The organism is Mesorhizobium sp. CA10 (assembly GCF_020165285.1).
Classification (GTDB): Bacteria; Pseudomonadota; Alphaproteobacteria; order Rhizobiales; family Rhizobiaceae; genus Mesorhizobium.
In genome coordinates, this window is sequence record NZ_JAIUHV010000006.1 from 176,225 (window position 1) to 197,597 (window position 21,373).

Consider the following 21,373-nt stretch of genomic DNA (forward strand, 5'->3'; position numbering starts at 1 on the left):
GCGCCTCGCTAGCGGAGGCCGCCGGCCATTTTCACGCTCTCCGGCAAGTTTCGCAACCATAGCATGGCGGCCGCCCCCAGAAGCGGTGCGGGAACCAGGAGCAGGAAGGCCCAGCGCCAACCCCCGATGAATTCGGCGAAGCGCGGCGTCAGCCAGATGGCGAGCACCGTCAGCGCGAAGCCCGCGCCCATTTGCACCGACAGAGCGGTTCCGACGAAGCGGCGGTCGGCGAGCTCGGTGACGGCGGTGGAGAACTGCGCCGAATCGCCGATGACCGAGACGCCCCAGACGAGGGCCACCAGCATGAACAGCCAGAGCGGGCCGGTGAACAGAAAACCCATCAGCAGCGCGCAGCTTCCCGAGACGATCATCATGCCGGCGGTGGTGGCGGTGCGGCCGACGCGGTCCGACAGATAGCCTCCGAGCAAACACCCCAGAATGCCGGAGGCGACGACGAGGAAGGTCGAGAGCGAGGCAGCGGCCGCCGTTCCGATCGCCTGTGCTTCGAAGGCGGCGCGCGTGTAGGCGAGCAGCCACGCCCACATGGCGTACAGCTCCCACATATGGCCGAGATAGCCGAGATTGACTAACAGCAGCGGCTTTTCGCGAAAGACCTGGCCGATGCGCGAGGGCTCAAAGATAGCCTTGCCGAAGGGATGGGGTCCTTCCTTCGCGAACAGCAGGAAGAGCAGCGCGCCCGCCGCAGTGGCCAAGCTTGCCCCGGCAACCACCGGACGCCAGTCGAGCGCGGTCGAGACAGCGCGGAAAAGATGCGGCAGCGCCGAGCCGACAGTCAGCGCGCCGATGACGGCGCCGAGCGCCAGTCCCCTGTCGCGCGCGAACCAGGTGGCGACCAGCTTCAGCGCCGGCGGATAGACGCCTGCGAGCGCAACACCGGTGGCGACGCGCGCGGCGATCATGCCGCCAGGCCCGGGATGGAAGAGCAGCGTCGCGTTGGCCAAAGCGGCGACGAGCGCCGCCGCCGCCATCAGGTGACTCAGCCGTACGAGGTCGGGAAGATTGACCAGACTCGCCGCCAGCGCGCCTAGAACGAAGCCAACCTGGACGCCATTGGTCAGCCAGGCCTCGGCGCCCGCGCCCAACGCCAGCTCCTGCCTCAGTTCAGGAAGGATCGCGGTCGCCGAGAACCAGGTGGTCAGCGATAGGACGACTGCGAGGCAAAGCAGCGACAGCACGCGCCAGCGCTCGCTGTCGGCCGCCGTGCCAAGCCCGCCGGCCGTGCTCATGCGCCTTGCAGCGGTACGGTGAAGACCGTGGCTGTGCCGGTGAGGCAAAGCTCGCCCTGGCCGTTGCGCACGCTGGTCTCGATCTTGCAGATAGGCTTATCGGACCGCACTTCCTTGACCTCCACGCGTCCGGTGATCTCCTCGTCAACGCCGACCGCCTTGACGAACTTCCAGGCCACTTCGAGGAACACGGTTCCGGGGCCAGGCAGATCCTCCGCGACCAGCGCGTTTAGGATGCCGGAGGTGACGCCGCCCTGGACAATCAGCTTGCCGAACACCGACTTCTCGGCCAGCGTTCGGTCGTAATGCAGCGGGTTACGATCGCCGGTGATGTCGGTGAAGGCCTCGATGTCGCTCATCCTTGTGCGGCGCGTGCGCTCGGCGAAGGCCCCGACCTGCGGGCGACCCTTCACGACATCCACCCAACCGTCTTTCGTCTCGGTGCTCATTGCGGCTTCTCCTCTGCTCCGGGTTCGACTGGTTTGAAGGCCGGCAGGACGCGACCGCCGATGGCTGTCGGCGCAAGCCGAAGCATGTCCCCGATCTGTAGCGGCCGTGTGCCGGCCAGGATGAAACTCAGCATCGTCGGGCCTTCGACCAATTCGATAAGGCCGACCACATAAGGTGCCACAGGCAGCCAGCCGGCATGGCCGGGCTTGTGCACCTCCGAAAAAGACTTGAGCCGCCCTCTGCCCGATGCGTCTTTCCCGACCAGGCGCTTGCTCCAGCAATGCGGGCAGATCGGGCGCGGATAGAAGATAGCCTTGCCGCAGTCCTCGCAGTGCTGGATGGTCAGCCGGCCTTCGGCGGCGGCATCCCAGAACGGCTTGGTCAGCGCGGTGATCGTCGGGCCAGGGGTTTTCAGCGTATTGAGATCGACGGACATCAGGCGGCTCCCAGCACGAGCGCTGTCGCTTCGCTCATCGTCGCGCCATTGCCGGTGACCAGCGCGAGCCCGGCCTTGCCGATCTGGCGTTCGCCCGCCTCGCCGCGCAGCTGGCGTACCGCCTCGACGACATGAGTCATACCGCCGGCAAGGTCCAGCTGGCCGAAGCCGAGCTGGCCGCCATGCGTGTTGAGCGGCTTGTCGCCCTTGTGGGAAAGGTCGTGGTCGTTGAGCCACGCGCCGAACTGGCCCGGCGCGCAGAGGCCGGCATCCTCGATCGTGGTGGCGACCATGATCGTATAGCAATCATAGAGCGACAGAAGGTCCATCTCATCGGCCCGCGTGCCGGACTGTTGGAAGGCCCGCGCCATGGCGCTCTTCAACGGACCGGAGGTAAGACTCGGCGCCTGGCTGACCGCGCGGTGCGTGACTTTCTCGCCGGCGCCGAGCAGATGCACGGGCGGCTTTCGCAACGACCGCGCGCGTTCGACCGAGGTGACGACGACCCCTTCGCCGCCGGCGACCGGCATGACGATTTCGAGGAGGTGCAGCGGCGAAGCGATTATCGGCGAGGCCAGCACCGCCTCCACATCGGCCGGCTTGCCGAAGAAGATGGCGTCGGGATTGAGCTGCGCATTGGCGCGCGCGGCCGCGGCGATCAGGGCGAAGTCCCGCGCGGTCGAGCCGTATGCGGCCATATGCGCCTGCATCAGCAGCGCATAGGAGATGTTGGCGCCCGAGGCGCCGAAAGGCACGTCGAACTCGCGGATCGGATTGCGGTTGGGAGAACGAGGCGGCGTCTCCTCGCGGTTGTTGGCGAGCACGCACAGCACCGTCTCGCACATGCCTGCCTCGATCGCGGCGGCCGCGCGCCAGACCATGCCGGCGCCGGATGCGCCGCCGAGGTCCACGACATTGGCCATGGTCGGCGCGAGACCCAGATATTCGGCAATCGTCGCCGGCACATGCTGCGGCGTCTCGCCGACCTGGGGACCGACCAGCAGCCCGTCAATTGCCGCCGGATCGAGCCCGGCGTCGAGCACCGCCAGGCGCGAGACCTCGGCGATCATCTCCAGCGTCCTCACGCCGCCGGTCAGGCGCTGCGGCTTCAACTCGCCGATGCCGACGATCGCTCCCTTCGGCCGGCTCATGCCGCCTTGCTCCGGTCGAGCGTGCGGTATTCCTCTAGGCATGCCGGATTGGCGAGCGAAGCCATGTTCTTGACCGGCTTGCCCTCGAGCGTAGTGCGGGCGGCGCCCTCGACGCGTTTTCCGTTCAGCGTATAGGGCACGGCCTGCACGGCATGGATGCGATGCGGCACATGGCGCGGCGAGGCCCCTTCGCGAATCGCGCCGCGGATTTGCGCGGCAAGCTCGGAGGTCAGCGTATAGCCATCGTTGAGCTTGACGCAGAGCACGATTTCCTCGTCGCCCTCGACGGGCGCCCCAAAGACCAGGCAATCGTCGATCTCGGCGAAATTCTCGCAGGCCGCGTAGATCTCCGCCGTGCCGATACGCACGCCGCCGGGCTTCAGCGTCGTGTCGGAGCGGCCATGGATGACGGCTGAGCCGTAAGCCGTCATCTCGGCGACATCGCCATGCGTCCAGATCTCGTGGCGCGCGGCGAAATAGGTGGCGCGATAGCGCGCATCGCCGTCCTTGCCCCAGAAGGTCAGCGGCATGGACGGGAACGGCTCGGTGCAGACGAGATCGCCCTGGCGGCCGACCACCGGCGCATTGCGCTCGTCCATCACCGCGACCGCCAGACCAAGCCCCTTCACGGTCAGCTCGCCGCGCCGCACAGGATGGATCGGCGATCCCAGCAGGAAGCAGCCGACGATCTCGGTGCCGCCGGAAATGGAGGCGAAGATCATGTCGCGCTTCACATGCTCGTAGACCCAGTCGAACTGCGCTGGAGAAACCGGCGCGCCGGCCGACAGCAGCGAGCGCAGCGGCGAAAGGTCGTGCAGGCGCCCCGGCGCGTAATTTTCGGCGGCAAGCGTCGCCAGATATTTCGGGCTGGTGCCGAAATGCGTGACGCGGGCACGCTCGGCCATCGTCCATAGCGGACTGGGGTCGAGGCCATCGGCCGATTTCAGGATCGGCGCGCCGTCATAGAGAACCACTGTCGCACCGCAGGCGAGGCCGGAGATCAGCCAGTGATACATCATCCAGGCGGTGTTCGTGTACCAGCTCATGACGTCGCCGGGGCGAACATCGCCGTGCAGCAGGTGCTCCTTCAGATGCTGGAGCAGCACGCCGCCGGCGCGATGGACGATCGCCTTCGGCGCGCCTGTCGTGCCGGAGGTGTAGAGCACATAGGCCGGATGGTCGAAGGGTGCGCGCTCGAAGCTGAGCGGAGCGTCGCCGCCGAAATCGTCGAACGAAATGCAATCCGCCGCGCAGTTTGGCCGAAGCCCGGCTCGCCGGTCAGCACCAGAGTCGTCACCGTCGGCATCGCGGCAACGATCTCGGCCAGCCTGCCGGAAATGTCGTGCTCCTTGCCCGCATAGCGGTAGCGCGGCGCGGCGAACAGCACCTTGACGCCGATCTGGCCGAGGCGGTCGACGATCGCGGCGGCGCCGAAATCCGGCGAGCAGGACGACCAGATGGCGCCGATGGAGAGCGTCGCCAGAAGCGCTACGAGGCCCACGACGCGATTGGGCAGGATGCCACCGACGCAATCGCCCTTGCCGATACCGGCCGCGCGCAGGCCGTCGGCCGTTCTAGCGACGAGCCGGCGCAATTCGCCGAGCGTGACGGTGCGGAAGTGACCGCTCTCGTCGGCCTCGATGAGAGCAAGCCTCTCCTCGTCGCCACGCAACAGGTTTTCCGCGAGATTGAGCGTTGCTTCCGGCAGGAAGCGGCTCCCGGTCATTGGCGCATTGTCGTCGCGCAGGAAGGAGATCGCACCCGGATCACCGACGACCTCGGCGTAATCCCACACCGCCCGCCAGAACGCGCCGGGCTCGCCGATCGACCAGCGATGCAGCGTCTCGTAGTCGCGCGGATCGAAGCCGTTGGCGGTCGAAAAGCGCGCAAGGTTGGATGATTGGAACGCGGCCGGCGCCGGCGTCCAAAGCACGGATGACATGGATTTCCTCCCGCAACGCAGGCCGGGCTCGATGCCGCGACCTTGCCTGCCGATACATTTCATGATTATTGGTTATAACCAGAATGTCAAGCTGCGATCCGCCTCTATGGATCGCCCGGGGCGGAGGATCAGAAATGGATGCGGTCTATATTGTTGCCGCGAAGCGGACGCCCATCGGCAAGCTGAACGGCGCGTTCGCCGGCTTGTCCGCGGCAGAGCTAGGCGGGCAGCTTATCGAGACAATGCTGGCGGAAACGCGACTTGCGCCCGATGCCGTCAGCGAGGTGATCATGGGCCAGGTGCTGACCGGCGGCGCCGGGCAAAACCCGGCGCGGCAGGCCGCGCTCAAGGCCGGGCTGCCGGTTAGCGTGCCCGCCATGACCGTCAACAAAGTGTGCGGCGCCGGCCAGAAGTCGATCCATCTCGCCGCCCAGGCCATTCGCTGCGGCGACGCCGACTGCGTGATCGCCGGCGGACAGGACTCGATGACCTCGGCGCCGCATTTCATCTCCGGCGTCCGTGGCGGCATCCGCATGGGCGACCGTACCCTCAAGGATTCGATGATTACCGACGGGCTGTGGGATGCCTTCCATCAGGTGCATATGGGCGTAACGGCCGAGGCGCTGGCGCAGCGTTACCAGATCACCCGCGAGGAACAGGACAGGTTCGCGCTGCGCTCACAGGAGAAGGCGGACGCCGCCATCCAGACTGGCCGGTTCGACGAAGAGATCGTCCCGATCTCGATAAGGACAAGGCAGGGCGATCTCGTCATCGACCGTGACGAACATCCCAATCCCTCCACCACCATGGAAGTCCTCGGCCGGCTGAGGCCGGTCTTCGATGCGGCTGGCACGATCACGGCCGGCAACTCGTCAGGCCTCAACGACGGGGCGGCGGCGGTGCTGGTGATGTCGGAGGCGCGGATGAAGAAACTCGGCCTGACGCCCCTAGCCCGCATCGCCTCCTACGCTTCAGCCGGGGTCGAGCCTATGGACATGGGCCTCGGACCGGTGGCGGCCTCGCGCCGCGCGCTCGACAAGGCCGGATGGCACGCGTCCGATCTCGACGTGATGGAGGTCAACGAAGCGTTCGCCGCGCAAGCCATCGCGGTCAACCGCGAGATGGGCTGGAACGAGGACATCATCAATATGAGCGGCGGCGCCATCGCGCTTGGCCATCCGCTGGCCGGCTCCGGCTGCCGCATCGTCGTGACGCTGCTCCACGAAATGATCCGCCGCGACGCGCGGAAGGGCCTCGCCTCGCTCTGCATCGGCGGCGGACAAGGAGTGGCAATCTGCCTCGAGCGGTGAGCCTGACACTCTTAGCAGTAATTGCCTGAGGGACCGATTTCGGACAAGCATCGTCCCATCGCATGCGCCTGCAGTCATCCAGCTCATCGTGGCGCCGGCTCATAGAGTCTTTCGCATCGCCAATGCCGCGGCGCTCATCATCAACCCGAACGCCGCCGCAGCGCTTGCCACAATTTGGGTTTCGGGCGTGATCTCGGGTGCCGGCAAGCTGCGCAGTGCCGGAGCCGGAACCTGGTCGTTTCGGGCGCGAATACCTATACCGACCAGACAATCGTCGACAGAGGAACCTTGCGCGCGGAATCGGCCACGACCGTCGTCGGCTCGAAGGCCTTCCAGGTCAATGCCGGCACGCTGGACCTCAACGGCTTCGACCAGACGCTGACCACCCTCACCAGCACCGGTGCCCTGGGCAGCGTGAAGCCGATGATAGACGGGCACCACCTCTACCGTCCGCTAGGTTGAAGGCTGTCCGGCATCGCCCTTCGGCATTCTCGGTGGAGACCGGCAGCGCCTCTTTGGACACAATTGAGCCATCCGACACGACCGTGCGTTACCGTTAGCGAGCCTGAGCACTGGCGGCCGACGATGAGTCACTGGCGAGGCAAGCTGGAACAACTGAGGCCCACTTCGGTTTTCCCTTTGCTTTCCTCTTTTTTGGACGACTCACATGGAACCTGCTGTCACCGATCGCGTCGAGATCAAGAAATACAATCATCCGACCGGCGGATGGGGCTCGCTCAAGTCTTTGATCCGCAACGCGCGGGACCAGGGGCTGCTGCTGTCCGACATATGGAGCACGTTGCTGAAGCAGAACAAGGCGGACGGCTACATGTGCGTCTCCTGCTCATGGGCGAAGCCGGCCGAGCCGCGGCCTTTCGAGTTCTGCGAGAACGGCGCCAAGGCAACGATGTGGGAGCAGACCAGCAGGCGCTGCGAGCCGTCCTTCTTTGCCACCCATAGAGTGACCGAACTCCTGGATTGGCCGGATCACGATCTTGAGAAACAGGGACGCCTGACGGAGCCGATGCGCTACAACCGCGCCACCGACAAATACGAGCCTGTGGCGTGGCCGGACGCGTTCGGCGATATGGGCGCTCAACTCAGGCGCCTCGACCCGAAGTCCGTGGTCTTCTACACGTCCGGACGCGCCTCGCTCGAGGCCTCGTTCATGTATCAGCTCTTCGCTCGCATCTACGGCTCTTCGAACCTGCCCGATTCCTCGAACATGTGTCACGAGTCGACGTCGGTCGGCCTACCGGAATCGATCGGCTCTCCTGTCGGCACGGTGCAATTGGAGGACTTCGCCAAATCCGACATGATGTTCTTCTTCGGCCACAATACCGGCGTCACCGCGCCGCGCCTGTTACACCCCATCGAGGACGCTCGCCAGCGCGGTGTCCCGGTGATCACCTTCAACCCTCTGCGGGAGCGGGGCTTGGTGAGATTCAAGAACCCGCAGAACCCGGTCGAGATGCTGTCGCCAGGCCCAGGGACGAAAATGTCGAGCGATTTCTTCCAGATCCGGGCGGGCGGGGATATTGCGGCCATGACTGGTATCGCCAAGGCTGTGCTGGCGCTCGATGACGCAGTCCGAGAGCGAGGCGGAAAACGCGTCCTCGATACCGCTTTCATCGAGGAGCATACATACGGCTTTGCCGACTTCGAAGCCTATCTGCGCGCGACCGATTGGGAAGACATCGTTCGACGTTCCGGCATCTCGCGGGCTGATCTCGAACATGTCGCTGAAATATACAGTTCGGCCAATGCGGTCATCGGCAATTACGGCATGGGGCTCACTCAGCATCGCCACGGCACCGAGAATGTGCAGATGCTGTGCAACCTGCTGCTCATGCGCGGCAATATCGGCAAGCCCGGAGCCGGCATATCGCCGTTGCGCGGACATTCCAACGTGCAGGGACAGCGAACGGTCGGCATTTCCGAAAAGCCGGAGCTTGTTCCGCTCGACAAATTTCGCGACTTCTACGGCTTCGAGCCGCCGCGGGATAAGGGGCTCGATACCGTCGAGACGTGCGAGGGCGTGATCGACGGGCGGGTTCGCGGTTTCGTCGGACTCGGCGGTAATTTCGTGCGGGCGGTTCCGGAAACCGGACTGGTCGAGAAGGCCTGGCGGAACCTCGACCTGCACGTCGAGATCGCGACCAAGCTCAACCGCAGCCATTTGATCGCCGGGAAAGTCACGTATCTGCTGCCATGCCTGTCTCGGCTGGAGAAGGACATTCAGGCCAGCGGGCCGCAATGGGTCTCGATGGAGGATTCGACCGCCTGCATTCACGGTTCCTTCGGGTCGCGGCCAAAACCGAGCGAGCATCTCATGTCCGAGCCGAGCATTGTGGCGGAACTCGCCAAAGCGACCGTCGCCGGCATGAGTTCGATTCCCTGGGACGACTGGGTCGCTGACTATTCCCGCATCCGCGACGAGATCGAGCGCTGCTTCCCGGCACATTTCAAGGATTTCAACAAACGCTTCCTCACGCCAGGTGGATTCCATCGCGACATCAAGGCGTCGAAGCGCGTCTGGCAGACGCCGAACAAAAAGGCGAATTTCAAGCTGCCCACCACGCTGGAAACCGACCCCGACATCGATGTGTCGGGCGAGGACGTACTGACGCTGATCACAGTACGGTCGAACGACCAGTTCAACACGACCGTGTATGGTTATCGCGATCGGTTGCGCGGCATCATCGGAACGCGAATGGTCCTGCTGATGAACGAGGAAGACATCCGACGGATGGGGCTCAGCGCCGGGCAGGAAGTCGCTCTCGAGGCGCATGCCGATGATGGCGTCGAGCGGCGGGTGGGAGGTCTGCGGGTCACGCCTTACTCCATACCAAGCGGCAACTGCGCCGGCTATTATCCCGAACTCAATCCTTTGATTCCGCTGTGGCACAGGGCTCATAAAGCGCACGTCCCGGCGGCGAAGTCGGTGCCGGTGAGGATCGTCGCATAGCGTCAGGTCCAGGCGAGAGAACCGTCTCCATGTCGACGGTCTCGACTTGTTGCGCGAAGCGCTGGTGGTAGACGGTCATCAGGCGTCGTGCGTAGCGTCGGAGGAACTGCGCGATCCCGGCCGCATCACAATCTCGGCAGCCAATAGAGCACGGCATAGAGGGGCAGCCATGAGAGCACGACGAAATACCAGTAGAAAGCATTGTCTTCGGCATCGCTGAAGCGTTTGCCCGTTCCGTGCCGCGTAAACATCAGCACGGCCAGGACCAACGTGTCGGCGACGTCAGTGAGGACGTGCACGCCATGCAGGCCGAGAAGGAGCCAGACAAAGGAGCCATACGCATTGTCGCTCCAGCGTACCGGCAAGGCCGAGAATTCCATGATGCGCAGCCCGATAAGCACCAGCCCAATCGCGCTCATGATCAGCAGCAGCAGACGGACCGAGCGCAAGCTCTCCCGCATCGCTGCTCGCTTGATCAGGAAATTCGGCAGTGCGCTGACGACAAGGACGAGCGTGAAGAGCGCCGACCAGAGCAGGCTCAAAGGCACCGCGTCCTTCGCCCAGTCCTTGTTGGTAACGGCCAGGTAGAGATAGCCTCCGATGCCGAGGGCGAAGCCAGTTCCCTCCAGCAGGCAGAACGAGAAGGTCCCCCACCAGGGGGTGACACGCGAACCGAAGGCATAGGTCGGCAAACCCGAGACATCGATGACGCTGCGGGCCATCTAGACATTCTCCTCGATGGTTTTCGGCCAGAACCAGGCGACCAGCACGATGGCGACGACGGGCGAACCCCAAGTAACCGCCCAAGGCGTGTAGATCGAGCCGATGAACGCGACGGCTGTGGCAAACGCCGCCAGAAAGGGCCAGATCGAGGGCGCCGGCGATTCCTCGCGAATGTCAGGCCGGGCCTCCGTGACGCTCGTCACAAGCAGTTCGCGCTCATCAACCTTGAGGCCGCCGACCACCGCCTTGTCATCGCCCTGATCCCATAGCGGCGAGCCGCTTGTGACGCACGGAATGCGATCGAAGTTCTGCGGCTGGGGCGGCGAGCTGGTCGCCCACTCCAACGTGTCGGCGCCCCAGGGATTGTCGCCGGCAAGGACGCCCGAGCGGGCGCTGGCAATCATGTTGTAGAGCATGAGCAGAAAGCTTGCGAAGAACAGCAGCGCGCCGGCGCTGGCGAGCAGGTTGAGTGCGCCCCAACCCATCTCCGCGGGATAGGTGTAGACCCTGCGCGGCATGCCGTGCAGGCCGAGCAGGTGCATCGGAAAAAACGTGACATTGAAACCGCAGAAAGCGAGGACGAACTGCCATTTGCCGAGCCGCTCATCCATGAGCCGGCCCGTCACTTTCGGGAACCAGTAGTAGACGGCCGCGACAAGCGGAAAGACGGTGCCGCCTATAAGCACGTAATGGAAATGAGCGACGACGAAATAGGTGTCGTGCACCTGCGTATCGATCGGCACCGACGCCAGCATCACACCCGAGAGCCCGCCGGCGACAAAGATGAAGAAGAAACCGAGCACGAAAATCAACGGCGTCTTGAGCACCGGCTTGCCGTCCCATAGCGTCGCGATCCAGCAGAATATCTGGATCCCGTTCGGAATGGCGATTGCCATACTGGAGGCGGTGAAAAATGCGGCGCCAACTTCAGGCAGGCCCGTCACGAACATGTGGTGAACCCACAAGCCAAAGGACAAAAAACCGATCGCGATCAGCGACAGCACCATCGGCAAATAGCCGAAGACCGGCCGCCGGGAGAATGTCGCCACGATCGCCGACACGAAAGCGGTTCCAGGCAGGAAGATGATGTAGACTTCGGGGTGACCAAAGAACCAGAAAAGGTGCTGCCAAAGCAGCGGATCGCCGCCCGCGTCCGGATTGAAAAACTGCGTGCCGACCAGCCGCTCCATGATCAGCATAGACGAGGCGAGCATGACCGCCGGCATGGCGAAGATGATGATGAAGGAATGGACAAGCATCGTCCACACGAACAGTGGAATGCGGTCAAGCGTCATGCCCGGCGCGCGTTGCTTCAGGACTGTGACGACGATCTCGACCGAGACGGCGAGCGCCGCAACTTCGGTAAAGGTGATCATCTGCGCCCAGTAGTCCGGCCCCTTGCCTGGGGTGAAATTCAGATTTGCGAGGGGCACATAGGAGAACCAGCCGACATCAGGGCGGATGCTCAACGCGAAAGCGCCCCACAACATCAGGCCGCCGAACAGATAGACGTAGTAGGAGAAGGCATTGAGGCGCGGAAAGGCGATGTTGCGGGTGCCGACCATGAGCGGCACCAGATAGACGGCGAACGCCTCACCGACCGGCACCCCGAACAGGAACATCATCGTTGTGCCATGCATGGTGAAAAGCTGGTTGTAGAGCTCGGCGTCGACGACGTGGCTGTCCGGCCGCGCGAGCTGCAGCCGCATGATGATCGCCATGATGCCGCCGGCCAACAGGAAGACGAAGGCGGTGACGATATAGCGGATGCCGATGATCTTGTGATCGACTGTCGAGAGAATACCTATCAGACCACGCGCCGTGCCCCAGGTCTTGCTCAGCCTCGCGCGCAGTTCCTCGTCATCCAGATCGGTGTCACGGGTCTCGTGACGTTCTTCGACCGCCTGGCTCATCGCGAACTCCCGGAAAGGGCGGCGGACGGAGACGATGCCGCGGAAGCAAAGACATTTTGTTGCTTCGTAAGATGAGCCATCGGCCTTGCCGGCGCGGCCTGTTTTGCGCGCCAGCGTTCGAATTCGCTCGGCTCCAGCGCCACCACGAAGATCGCCATATGCGCGTGCTGCTGGCCGCAGAATTCGGCACATTGGCCGCGGTACACGCCGGGCTTATCCGCTTGGATACGGAGTTCATTGCTTTTGCCTGGAATGAGATCGAGCTTGCCGGCAAGGCTCGGTATCCAGAACGAGTGGATCACGTCACCCGTGGTGAGCTTGATATCGACCGCGCTGCCTACCGGAATGCGAATCTCGTTTGCCGTCTCGAAACCATTCTTTCCTTCGTAGCGGACCTGCCACCACCATTGGTGCCCTATGACGGATATTATTACGGCCGCCCCGGCCCCGCCGCCGTAAACCGCCCTTTGTCCGTCGAAGCTGAGCACGGCCAGGCCCGAGAGAATGATGACGGTCGATGTCAGCATCGCAGCAAAGGCGATACGCATCGGCCGTTTGACGGCCGGATGCGCTTGCGCCGGTTCGCCGCGACTGTCTCGCCGGCGTGTCAGCGCGAAGAACAACCCGGCCATGGTGACCAGCCAGACAAGTCCGAGCACGGCCGTGAATATCCAGAACAGAACAGCCAGAGCGTCGGCCCGCTCGCCGTGCGGATCGAGGGCCGACTGCACACCGGTGCAGCCAGAGGCGAGAGCGGATCCAACGGGAGCCGTGAGGCTGGCCAACGCCCGCCAATTGCGAGCTCTCCGAAACAGACGAAACACAAGATCCGGAACTCGCCGGTCCCGTTCCGTGTTGTGGGCTTCGTAGGGTGTCGGAGAGGCTGAGCCGTGAGTCTGAAACGCGATATCAGGATTTTCCGCGAACACGGGTTCTACGTTGCGACACTCCTCGCCTTCTGCCTGATCGGCGGCGTTCTTCTGTTCTGCGGCATCTACGCGCCATAGCTGCGACAGGGGGCCGGGACAGACTGCAGTCCCGAAATTGCATGTCTCGTGAGGCCGCCGGAAGTGCATTCAGCCTGGTTCACCCGCAAAGGATGCTTCAGCCGGCTGTCTGCTCAGGCCGTCTGTGCGCTGTTGGAACTGGCAGGATGGGATAAAGTTCCTTGAACCGATTTCGAGGCGCCTTGCTTGGCAGGCGCTCTCGGCCCTGCAACGCTTCCGGCGACGTACTATGGTGGTTGCTGAGCATCTTCAGCACGTCTGGAAAAATAGGCCGATACCGCCCGTATATCGTCGTCCGTGAGGCGTTGGGCTGCGGTAGCCATGATATGCCAGAACGGCGTGCCGCCTCGGCCCTCGGACCGGAACAGCTTCAGCTGCCGCTCCAGGTAAGCGGCATGCTGACCGTTAAGGCGTGGATAAACCGGATTTTTGTCGGAGCCGAGATGGCAGCCGGAACAGGCAGGCACGTTCCGCTCCTGAATTCCGGCCTCAGCGATTTGCTGTCCCTTGTTGATCACCTCCGCCGAAACTTGATCGCGGTCCGCTGATACCGGTGGCTGCGCCGCGAAATACCGGGCAAGCGCAGCCAGATCGGCGGGGTCGACGCCAGTCACCGGCAGAGCCATGAAGCCGCTCGTGCGGTCTCCTTTGGCATAAGCCTGGAGGCTGGCGAGCAGGTAAGCTTCCTTCTGCCCGGCCAGTGCGGGCACGGCGTCACTCCTGCCCTCGCCGTCGCCTCCGTGGCAGCGCGTGCAGTCGGAGAGAATATCCGGGGTAGCGGGTTGCCGGTCGCTGCCAGTTGCATCGCTGCCATTGAAGGCAAGCGCCCGATATTCGTTGGGATCGAGTTTTGGGAGTTCCCGCAGGAAAGCAACCATTGCCCAGACCTCGTCATCGCGGTCGCGGGCCGGCCAGGCGGGCATGCCGGTGAACCGTATTCCATGCTTGACGATCCGAAAAAGCTGGGCGTCGGTCCAATCTCCGACCGTGAGCGCAAGATCCGGCGGTTGCGGAAGCATCCGCAGCACCGCCGGCGAGCGGAGCTCGCCGGGTGCGCCGTGGCAGGTCGCGCAGCCTCGCGCGAAATGTCCGGCTGCCGCCGGGAGCCCCCGCCGGTCGAGCGTTTTCGGCGCGTCCACGGCCAATGCATAGGTGCGTACGGCCGAGCGCATGGCGAGTTGAAGGAACCAGGCCGTCACCTTCCAATGGCCGCTGCTGGCGCCGACGTTGAAAAAGCCGATCCATGCCCCAAGCAACAGGACGACAGGCAAACCGATGGCGCCGAATATGACATGCTTCACGCGGATCATCATCGGCTGGTTCGCCACGCGAACGGCGTCTTCTTCGGCAGTAGCATTGGACGACGCTGTCCCGAATTCGCTACGAGAACCAGGCGTCATTGCAAGGCTTTCAAATATCGCGCGATCGTCTGGATTTCGGTTTGCGGCAGCATGTCGAACGCCGGCATTTTCACGCCTGGCTTCAACAGATCAGGGCGAGCGACGAACCGTGCAATGGCTTCCTCGGTGTTCGGCAGGACCCCGGCGCCGATCGCTGATCGCGATCCCACATGGGAAAGGTCCGGGCCAATCGTCCCGCGGGCCTCGGTGCCTCTTATGGTGTGGCATGCACCGCAACCGTTGCTCAGGAACAGCGACAGCCCGCTGCCCGGCGGGTCTTGGGATGCGGTTGGGTTCGAGGATTGCGGCGCAGCCGAAGTCACAGGCTCGATCGGAGGTTCGACGACCTTCGCTTGCCGATGCCCGGGTTCCTCGGCTGCGACCCAGCTGCTGGCATAGGCAAGAAACCAAAATGCGCAGCCTACCAGACGGCCGGCGTTTGCTGACATGACAATCGCTCCCGCGCTTTAACTTTGCAGGATGGGCGAGGTTCCATTCCCGCAGGCGCCGGGGCTGCGGTCTTTTGGTAGCCAACCGCTAGCGAAGGCGGTGATTCAGTCTGGAGACCTTTTCCAGTCGAACACGTCGAAGCCGATCACCGTTATTCGTCGAGAATCCGGGCAAGTTGCGCAAAAGACTGCTGCCATAGATTATCGAGAAGGCACCGATTGCTGCCGGGAGGCCCTGGGGTTGCCGCGGAAGGCGGTCCTACTTGGAACCTCGATTCTTGTTATGGGCACTTTCTTGATTTTTGCCGCGAAGGATATTGCGATCGTCTGGATCGACCAGGTCGGGCGTATCGCCCCTGAGGCTCGACCCCTTCCGCCGTGCCTCGCGCTCCGCCGCCGACCGCTTCAGCTCCGCTTTGGCCTCGAATTCCTTGGGCGCGTTCTTCGTATTCTCACGCTTCTCGATGACACGTATCTGCTGATCGTGGGTGGTGCGTCCAGTCATTGCTCGCTCCTGCCTTTTTGACGGTAACGGCAGTTGGACTCGATCGTTCCGCATAGGAGGAGTTTCCTTGGGCAAAAATGCAATATGGCAAGAGTAGCGGCCTTGCCGTCGGCGAGTCCGGGCTCATCTGGACAGACGGCGCGCCCGCGGTCGGTGCAAAGCGTCTCGGACGACATCGCAAGACCGCCGCCTCAACTGTCGCGCTGATGGAGGGGAGCGGGACTTGTCCGAGAATTGCCAATATCTTCGAATCCCGAAAGCTCGTCATCCGAGCAGAGCAGCCGCGGGTGCGCCGGATCGGTAATGTCGAGCTTGTCCCAAGGTATGCGATAGAGGCCCGACCTGCGACGCAGCCTGAACAAATCGAGCAATGCGGTGCCGACGGTCGACGCGGCCAGACGTTCGAACGCCGCGAAGATGCCGATATGGAATTCGGTGACGACGAGATCGTCACCATCCTGCTCGGCGATGATCTCCTCGATGTAGCCGATGCTCTTGCCGCTTTCTGAGCACACGCGCCGACCGGCCAGATGCTCGAGGTTCACATTCGTCATCGTCAGGCTCCCGGGATCCGGCCGACGACGTGATCGCGCAACCAGTGCTGCCAGGCGAAGATCTTCGTCCTGCGAACGTCGATATCGAATTCGATGTCGACGCCGATGTCGCGCCCGTATGGTCCCGCTGGCACCATCCCCTCTTCTCCCGACATTCCCCTGCGCCGAAGCTTCTAGGCTCAGTCGAAGAAGCCCGCATCCTCTTCCATGAGATACTTCCGGGCTGCCTCGGCGTCGATATCGAGCCCCAGTCCCGGCGCTTCCAGCAGGTCCACCATGCTGTCCTTCACGATCTGCGACGGCAGGCCGATGACGATGTCTTCCCACCAGGGATCGGAGGCGCTCGGATATTCGAAGGCGATGTAGTTGGCGGGCAAGGTGGCGCAGACATTGATCAGCGCGCCAAGACCGAGCAGGCCGTTGGCGGTGCCGTGCGGCGCCATCAGGATGGAATGCATATAGGCGTGCTCGGCCACCCATTTGAGCTCGGCGATGCCGCCTATATCGGCCGGGTCGGGGCCGATGACGCGCACCGCTTGCGTCTCGATCAGTTCCTTGAAATTGTGCCGCAGGTAGATCTGCTCGCCGGTATGGATCGGCGTCGAGGTGGAGGCGGTCAGCTCGCGGTAGGCCTGCGGATTGACCCACGGCACATAGTCGCCGGTCAGCATGTCCTCCAGCCACATCAAATTGTACTTCTCGACCGCGCGGGCGAATTTGATCGCATCGGGCAACATCCAGCCCGGGCCGCAGTCGAGCGCCAGGCTCACCTTGTCGCCCAGCACTTCCTTCATCGCGATCACGCAGTCGAGCATATGGTTGAAGCCGCGCTCGCTGATCACGCCCTGATCCATGGCGCCGTGATAGCCGGCCTTTTTCTGCGTCACGCCGTAATGGAAGCCCTCGATGGTGTCCTTCATATTGGAGTGGAACGAGATTCCCTGCTTGATCATGAAGAAGTTCTGCGGCTGCTCCATCATCCATTTGACGTCGGCGGCGTAGTCCTCCGGCCGGTCGCCGGTGCGCTTGCGGCGGATCGAGCCGTTGTAGACGCGCACCTTGTCGCGCACCTTGCCGCCAAGCAGCTTATAGACCGGAACGCCGGCGGCCTTGCCGGCAATGTCCCACAACGCATGCTCAATGGCGCTCACCGCCGCGCCATAGGGTTTGAAGGAGCCGCGCTGACGGATCTTCAGCATCACCCGCTCGACGTCGGTCGGGTCCTCGCCCATCAGCGCTTCGCGGAAATGCAGCACAAAGGGTTTGAGGTAGGTCTTGGTGAACTCGACTTCGCCAAGGCCGTAGAGGCCTTCGTCGGTCACGATGCGCACGATAGGGTGCTGGCCGATGACGGCGCAACGCAGGTCGGTGATCCTCATGGCGCAGTCCTAGTTCACAGACGAGAAAGTTGTCGGCGTGAGCAGTTGGCTGCTGATATTGGCAATGATCTGCCCGTCGCGCTCAGACTCGTCCCGGGCCCTGTGCCATGCCGGATCGGTGACGAAAGCCGCCCATTTCGCCTCACGCTCGGCCAGCGATTCCCATGCTAGGAAATAGGTGAGACGATTGCTGTTTTCGCCGATCGCCGTGGTGAAAAACCCGGCCTGGCGGATGCCATGCCTCTCCCAGATGGCAAGCGTTTGGTCGGAAAAGCGCTTGAGCAAAGCCGGCAGCCTGCCCGGCAGGCAGTCATAGATACGCAGTTCGTAGATCATGGTTTCGTCCGTTTCCTTCTTCATCTCCGGCTTAGGAGCGGTCGACACGAATGGTCGGTCGTTGGTCCTGTGAATCTGGGGGAATGAGGGCGGGCGATCCGGCTAACTCCAGGTCCGGTCCCAGCTATATTCATTGTCCCAATGCTCGGTGGATTGCCATATCCCCGTGACACCGGGCTGCAGATGCTGCGCGAGCACCTCGTCGACGACGTCGTCGATCCCCAGGCCCGGTCTGTCCGGAACGGTGATGAAGCCGTCCTTCACCAGCGGTTTGGGCAGGCCGGTGACGATATCGTCCCACCAGTCGACATCGGCGGAATGATATTCGAGCGCCATGAAGTTTTCGGTCGCAGTCGCGACATGCGCCGCGGCCATCGCGGCGATCGGGCTTTCGGCCATGTGGATCGCCATGGCAACGCCGTGGTCCTGCGCCATGTCGCCGATCTTCTTGGTCTCGAGGATACCGCCGCTGGTGAGGAGGTCCGGATGGACGACGGAAAGGCCGCCGCTTCTCAGCAGAGGGTCGAAGGCCTCCTTGAGGTAGATGTCCTCGCCGGTGCAGATCGGCACCGAGGTCGCTTGCTGCAGCTGCCGGTATTGCTCGGTGTATTGCCAGGGAATCACATCCTCGAGCCAGGCGGGCACGTATTTCTCGATGCGGCGCGACAGGCGAATGCCGTCCTGCAGCGAGATGTGGCCGACATGGTCGATGGCCAAAGGAACTTCGTAGCCGATGACCTCGCGGACCTCGTGGATATATTGCTCGAGCAGGTCGATGCCCTTTTCGGTGAAATGCAGGCCCGTGAACGGGTGCTGCACATTCTGCGCATCATAGGCGAGATTGCGGGCCTTGCGCTCCTCGAGCGTGCCGCCACGGCCGCGCGGATTGGCGTGAAACCCTTCGAGCGCGCCGGCGGGCGCCGTGACGGCGCCCGGGATGTGCGCGATCTGCATCAGGCCCAGATCCATCTTGAGGAAAGTGAAGCCGCGCTCCATGCGTGCCTTGAGGCGTTTGCCGGTCTCGGTGCCGCTCGGCTTCTCCGCGTCGGTGTCGCAATAGACGCGCACGTGATCGCGGAACTTGCCGCCCAGCATCTGGTAGATCGGGACGCCATAGGCCTTGCCGGCGAGATCCCACAGCGCGATCTCGACCGCCGATACGCCGCCTCCCTGCCGCCCGTGGCCGCCGAACTGCTTGACGCGTCGGAATAGCCGGTCGACATCGCAGGGATTCTCGCCGAGCAGCCGGCTCTTCAACATCAGCGCATAAGTGGCGCTGGCGCCGTCGCGCACCTCGCCAAGCCCGACGATGCCCTGGTTGGTATAGATCTTGAGCAGCGCCGAGGTGAACGGCGCGCCGACGATCTCGGCCACCCGCATGTCGGTGATGCGAAGCTCGGACGGCCTGGAATTGGTGTTGACCCGATTGAGAGCCTCGTCGGCTGCATCCGTCTTCGGCATGACTTATCCTCGTTCTCGTCGATGGTTATGCCCCTCGCCTGGCCCGCACAGGTCGTTGCTAGCCCAACTCGATCTCGTGGGCCTGCAGGTAGTCGCGATTCATCTCAACACCGAGACCGGGCTTCGACGTCAGCTTGAGGCTGCCGTTCGAAACATCGAGCGGCTTGTCGATGAGGTGGTCGTATTTGGAGAGGTCCCACTCCGAGGTTTCGAGCTTATAGAAGTTGGGAACGGTCATCATCACCTGCGCTCCTGCGACCACGTTGATCGGACCGGCGGCGTCATGCGGCGAGACCGGGACATAATAGGCTTCGCAAAGGGCGGAGATCTTTTTGAGCTCGGTGATGCCGCCGGTCCAGGTGACGTCGGGCATGATGTAGTCGGCGAGCTTGTTCTCGAGCACCGGCACGAAATCCCATTTCGTGTGGCCGCGCTCGCCCCACGAGATGGCGGCGCTGACCTTGTCGCGCACCTGTTTGAGGGCATTGAGGCTCTCGGGCGGACAGGGCTCCTCGAACCAGTCGATCTGGCCCGCCTCTTCGAGGCTGCGGCAGAGGCGAATAGCGGTCGGAACATCGAAGCGGCCATGCGCATCGATGAGGATGTCCACATCGGGGCCTGCCGTTTCGCGGATCAGGGCCGTCAGTTCGGCGGCCTCGCGCTCGTCCTTGCGGGTCATGCTGCCGTCGAGATAACCGTCCCGCCTTTCGCGGGCTACGCCATCGACGCTGGGGCCCTGATGGGGAAAAGGATCGAATTTGAGGCCGGTGTGACCGGACTCGACGATGTCGCGAATTTCGCGGATCACGGCTTCCTTGCTGGTGAATTTGGCCTGGTTGGGATGGGTATAAAGCGCGATTTCGTCGCGCACCGGTCCGCCCAGCAGTTCGTAGATCGGCTTGCCGAGGACTTTGCCACGGATATCCCAGAGGGCGATGTCGATGGCGCTGACGCATTCGACGGCGGCGCCGCGGCTGCCCATATAGGTGAAGCTGCGGAAAATCTTGTGCCAGAGATACTCGATACGCGCCGGATCCTCGCCTGTTACGGCGGCGCCGATCTGGCGCAGGATCGTGCAGAGCGCGCGGTTGGCGAGCTTTGTCGTGGTGGTGATCTCTCCCCAGCCGCTCACCCCCTCGTCGGTCGTCACTTCGACGAACAGATACTCGCCCCAGTAAGACGCATCGGACTTGATCAGCCATGGCCGAATGCTCGTGATTTTCATCTGGACTATCCTCTCTGAAACGACCAGGCTGACGGTGATTGCGGATCGGCTACCCTGCCCGGGCGGCGCTACGCGCGCGCATGTGTTCGAGGACATGCCGGCCGGAGCCCTCGACATGGCGGGCAATGAGTTCGGCCGCCTTCTCGGCCTCTCCCGATTTAACCAGCGCGATGAGCTCGCGGTGCTCGCGGATGATCGCGGCGCGTCTGGCAAGCGTGAAATTGAACCGCCGGCTGACCGCCCTCAGCACCTCGCGATGCTTCCACCAGAGCTCGGCCGCATGGCGGTTATAATGCCGCTGGTACATCACGGTGTGGAAGGCGGTATCGAGCTCGCTGTGCCTGAACGTGTCGGCAAAATTGTTCTCCTCGATCAGGTTCTGGAGACGTTCGAGCTCGGCGATGTCCTCGTCGGTGGCCATGTTCACGAACCATCGCGTCAGGGCGGGTTCGATCAGGACGCCGATCTCGTAGATATCCCGGACAAAGTCCTGATCTATGGGTCGCACGCGTGCCCCGCGATTGGGACTGAAGATGACAAAGCCCTCTCCGCGCAACAATTGCAGGGCCTCGCGCACCGGGTTGGTCGAGGTGCCGTGACGCCGGGCGAGATCGGCGACCACAAGCCGTTCGTTGGCGGCCAGCCGTCCTTCGATGATGTCATCCCTGATCAGCTCATAAAGCGAGGCGCCCTCGCTGGAAGCCCCGATGGGGTCAATTCCCGCAGGTGGCTCCGCTTTGAAATCGCTTGTCTCGGCCAAGGCCTATCTCCCCCAAGTGAATACACCCTCCGCCCTATATCACGCTCGGTTTCGATAAAACAATGTACGATTCTTCGCGTTGACAGATAATCTGTGATCTGAAAACGTACAAAGTCGTCGAAGGGATACATTAGAACTGGCAAATATCCCGCGATCG

General features: G+C 63.2%; 22 protein-coding genes and 1 pseudogene. 3 read left to right on the forward strand and 20 right to left on the reverse strand.

The features are described 5' to 3' along the window. Window positions 1-8: 8 nt before the first annotated feature. From LB535_RS15265 to LB535_RS28990, 6 genes are read right to left on the reverse strand one after another with little or no spacing between them, the layout of a single operon-like run. The gene (locus LB535_RS15265) at window positions 9-1,247 is read right to left on the reverse strand and encodes an MFS transporter (protein ID WP_224632793.1); all 1,239 of its coding nucleotides are present in this window, start codon (window positions 1,245-1,247) and stop codon (window positions 9-11) included. Further along, complete coding sequence (locus LB535_RS15270; protein ID WP_224632794.1) at window positions 1,244-1,696, reverse strand: MaoC family dehydratase; 453 nt, start codon at window positions 1,694-1,696, stop codon at window positions 1,244-1,246. Before LB535_RS15270 ends, LB535_RS15265 begins: the two co-directional genes overlap by 4 nt. Continuing rightward, window positions 1,693-2,133: a Zn-ribbon domain-containing OB-fold protein gene (locus tag LB535_RS15275; RefSeq protein ID WP_224632795.1), complete on the reverse strand. Its 441-nt coding sequence runs from the start codon at window positions 2,131-2,133 to the stop codon at window positions 1,693-1,695. Before LB535_RS15275 ends, LB535_RS15270 begins: the two co-directional genes overlap by 4 nt. Beyond that, window positions 2,133-3,284 (reverse strand): thiolase family protein, encoded by a 1,152-nt coding sequence (locus LB535_RS15280; protein ID WP_224632796.1) that lies wholly within the window; start codon window positions 3,282-3,284, stop codon window positions 2,133-2,135. Before LB535_RS15280 ends, LB535_RS15275 begins: the two co-directional genes overlap by 1 nt. Next, a complete protein-coding gene (locus tag LB535_RS15285) occupies window positions 3,281-4,450 on the reverse strand; it encodes an AMP-binding protein (RefSeq protein WP_318012302.1) in 1,170 nt (389 codons plus the stop codon). The genes LB535_RS15280 and LB535_RS15285 overlap by 4 nt, the downstream gene beginning before the upstream one ends. Beyond that, window positions 4,372-5,226, reverse strand: coding sequence for an AMP-binding protein (locus LB535_RS28990; RefSeq protein ID WP_318012303.1), 855 nt, complete (start codon window positions 5,224-5,226; stop codon window positions 4,372-4,374). Before LB535_RS28990 ends, LB535_RS15285 begins: the two co-directional genes overlap by 79 nt. A gap of 134 nt (window positions 5,227-5,360) precedes the next feature. Here LB535_RS28990 and LB535_RS15290 point away from each other — a divergent pair, with 134 nt between their 5' ends. The 3 genes from LB535_RS15290 to LB535_RS15300 all read left to right on the forward strand — a co-directional run bounded on the left by LB535_RS15290 (window position 5,361) and on the right by LB535_RS15300 (window position 9,504). Continuing rightward, window positions 5,361-6,536 (forward strand): acetyl-CoA C-acetyltransferase, encoded by a 1,176-nt coding sequence (locus tag LB535_RS15290; RefSeq protein WP_224632797.1) that lies wholly within the window; start codon window positions 5,361-5,363, stop codon window positions 6,534-6,536. A 174-nt stretch (window positions 6,537-6,710) separates the two neighbouring features. Continuing rightward, window positions 6,711-6,998 (forward strand): hypothetical protein, encoded by a 288-nt coding sequence (locus tag LB535_RS15295; protein ID WP_224632798.1) that lies wholly within the window; start codon window positions 6,711-6,713, stop codon window positions 6,996-6,998. A 205-nt stretch (window positions 6,999-7,203) separates the two neighbouring features. Next, window positions 7,204-9,504, forward strand: coding sequence for an FdhF/YdeP family oxidoreductase (locus LB535_RS15300; RefSeq protein ID WP_224632799.1), 2,301 nt, complete (start codon window positions 7,204-7,206; stop codon window positions 9,502-9,504). Window positions 9,505-9,517: 13 nt separating this feature from the next. On the opposite strand, the pseudogene LB535_RS15305 reads toward LB535_RS15300, so the two are convergent. The 14 genes and pseudogenes from LB535_RS15305 to LB535_RS15365 form a co-directional block, all read right to left on the reverse strand. Further along, window positions 9,518-9,612 (reverse strand): annotated as a pseudogene (locus LB535_RS15305) (cysteine hydrolase); the annotation flags it as partial. Window positions 9,613-9,629: 17 nt separating this feature from the next. Beyond that, window positions 9,630-10,226, reverse strand: coding sequence for a heme-copper oxidase subunit III (locus LB535_RS15310; protein WP_095768617.1), 597 nt, complete (start codon window positions 10,224-10,226; stop codon window positions 9,630-9,632). Next, window positions 10,227-12,140, reverse strand: coding sequence for a cytochrome c oxidase subunit I (ctaD, locus tag LB535_RS15315; protein ID WP_224632800.1), 1,914 nt, complete (start codon window positions 12,138-12,140; stop codon window positions 10,227-10,229). Further along, a complete protein-coding gene (coxB, locus tag LB535_RS15320; RefSeq protein ID WP_224632801.1) occupies window positions 12,137-12,871 on the reverse strand; it encodes a cytochrome c oxidase subunit II in 735 nt (244 codons plus the stop codon). Before coxB ends, ctaD begins: the two co-directional genes overlap by 4 nt. Before the next feature lie 503 nt (window positions 12,872-13,374). Next, entirely contained in the window at window positions 13,375-14,460 is a 1,086-nt protein-coding gene (locus LB535_RS15325; protein ID WP_224632802.1) for a c-type cytochrome, read from the reverse strand. A gap of 83 nt (window positions 14,461-14,543) precedes the next feature. After that, window positions 14,544-14,996, reverse strand: a complete 453-nt coding sequence (locus tag LB535_RS15330) for a c-type cytochrome (protein WP_224632803.1) — start codon at window positions 14,994-14,996, stop codon at window positions 14,544-14,546. A 259-nt stretch (window positions 14,997-15,255) separates the two neighbouring features. Further along, window positions 15,256-15,501, reverse strand: coding sequence for a hypothetical protein (locus LB535_RS15335; protein WP_095768612.1), 246 nt, complete (start codon window positions 15,499-15,501; stop codon window positions 15,256-15,258). 191 nt (window positions 15,502-15,692) lie between these two features. Next, window positions 15,693-16,055 (reverse strand): hypothetical protein, encoded by a 363-nt coding sequence (locus LB535_RS15340; protein WP_224632804.1) that lies wholly within the window; start codon window positions 16,053-16,055, stop codon window positions 15,693-15,695. A gap of 2 nt (window positions 16,056-16,057) precedes the next feature. Then, a complete protein-coding gene (locus LB535_RS28845) occupies window positions 16,058-16,192 on the reverse strand; it encodes a hypothetical protein (RefSeq protein ID WP_263490723.1) in 135 nt (44 codons plus the stop codon). A gap of 42 nt (window positions 16,193-16,234) precedes the next feature. Then, window positions 16,235-17,434: a mandelate racemase/muconate lactonizing enzyme family protein gene (locus LB535_RS15345; RefSeq protein ID WP_224632805.1), complete on the reverse strand. Its 1,200-nt coding sequence runs from the start codon at window positions 17,432-17,434 to the stop codon at window positions 16,235-16,237. A gap of 9 nt (window positions 17,435-17,443) precedes the next feature. Next, window positions 17,444-17,770, reverse strand: a complete 327-nt coding sequence (locus LB535_RS15350) for an NIPSNAP family protein (protein WP_224632806.1) — start codon at window positions 17,768-17,770, stop codon at window positions 17,444-17,446. 102 nt (window positions 17,771-17,872) lie between these two features. Next, complete coding sequence (locus tag LB535_RS15355) at window positions 17,873-19,231, reverse strand: mandelate racemase/muconate lactonizing enzyme family protein (RefSeq protein ID WP_224632807.1); 1,359 nt, start codon at window positions 19,229-19,231, stop codon at window positions 17,873-17,875. Between the two features lie 58 nt (window positions 19,232-19,289). Further along, complete coding sequence (locus LB535_RS15360) at window positions 19,290-20,456, reverse strand: mandelate racemase/muconate lactonizing enzyme family protein (RefSeq protein ID WP_224632808.1); 1,167 nt, start codon at window positions 20,454-20,456, stop codon at window positions 19,290-19,292. A gap of 49 nt (window positions 20,457-20,505) precedes the next feature. Further along, complete coding sequence (locus LB535_RS15365) at window positions 20,506-21,216, reverse strand: GntR family transcriptional regulator (protein WP_140844146.1); 711 nt, start codon at window positions 21,214-21,216, stop codon at window positions 20,506-20,508. Between the last annotated feature and the right edge of the window lie 157 nt (window positions 21,217-21,373).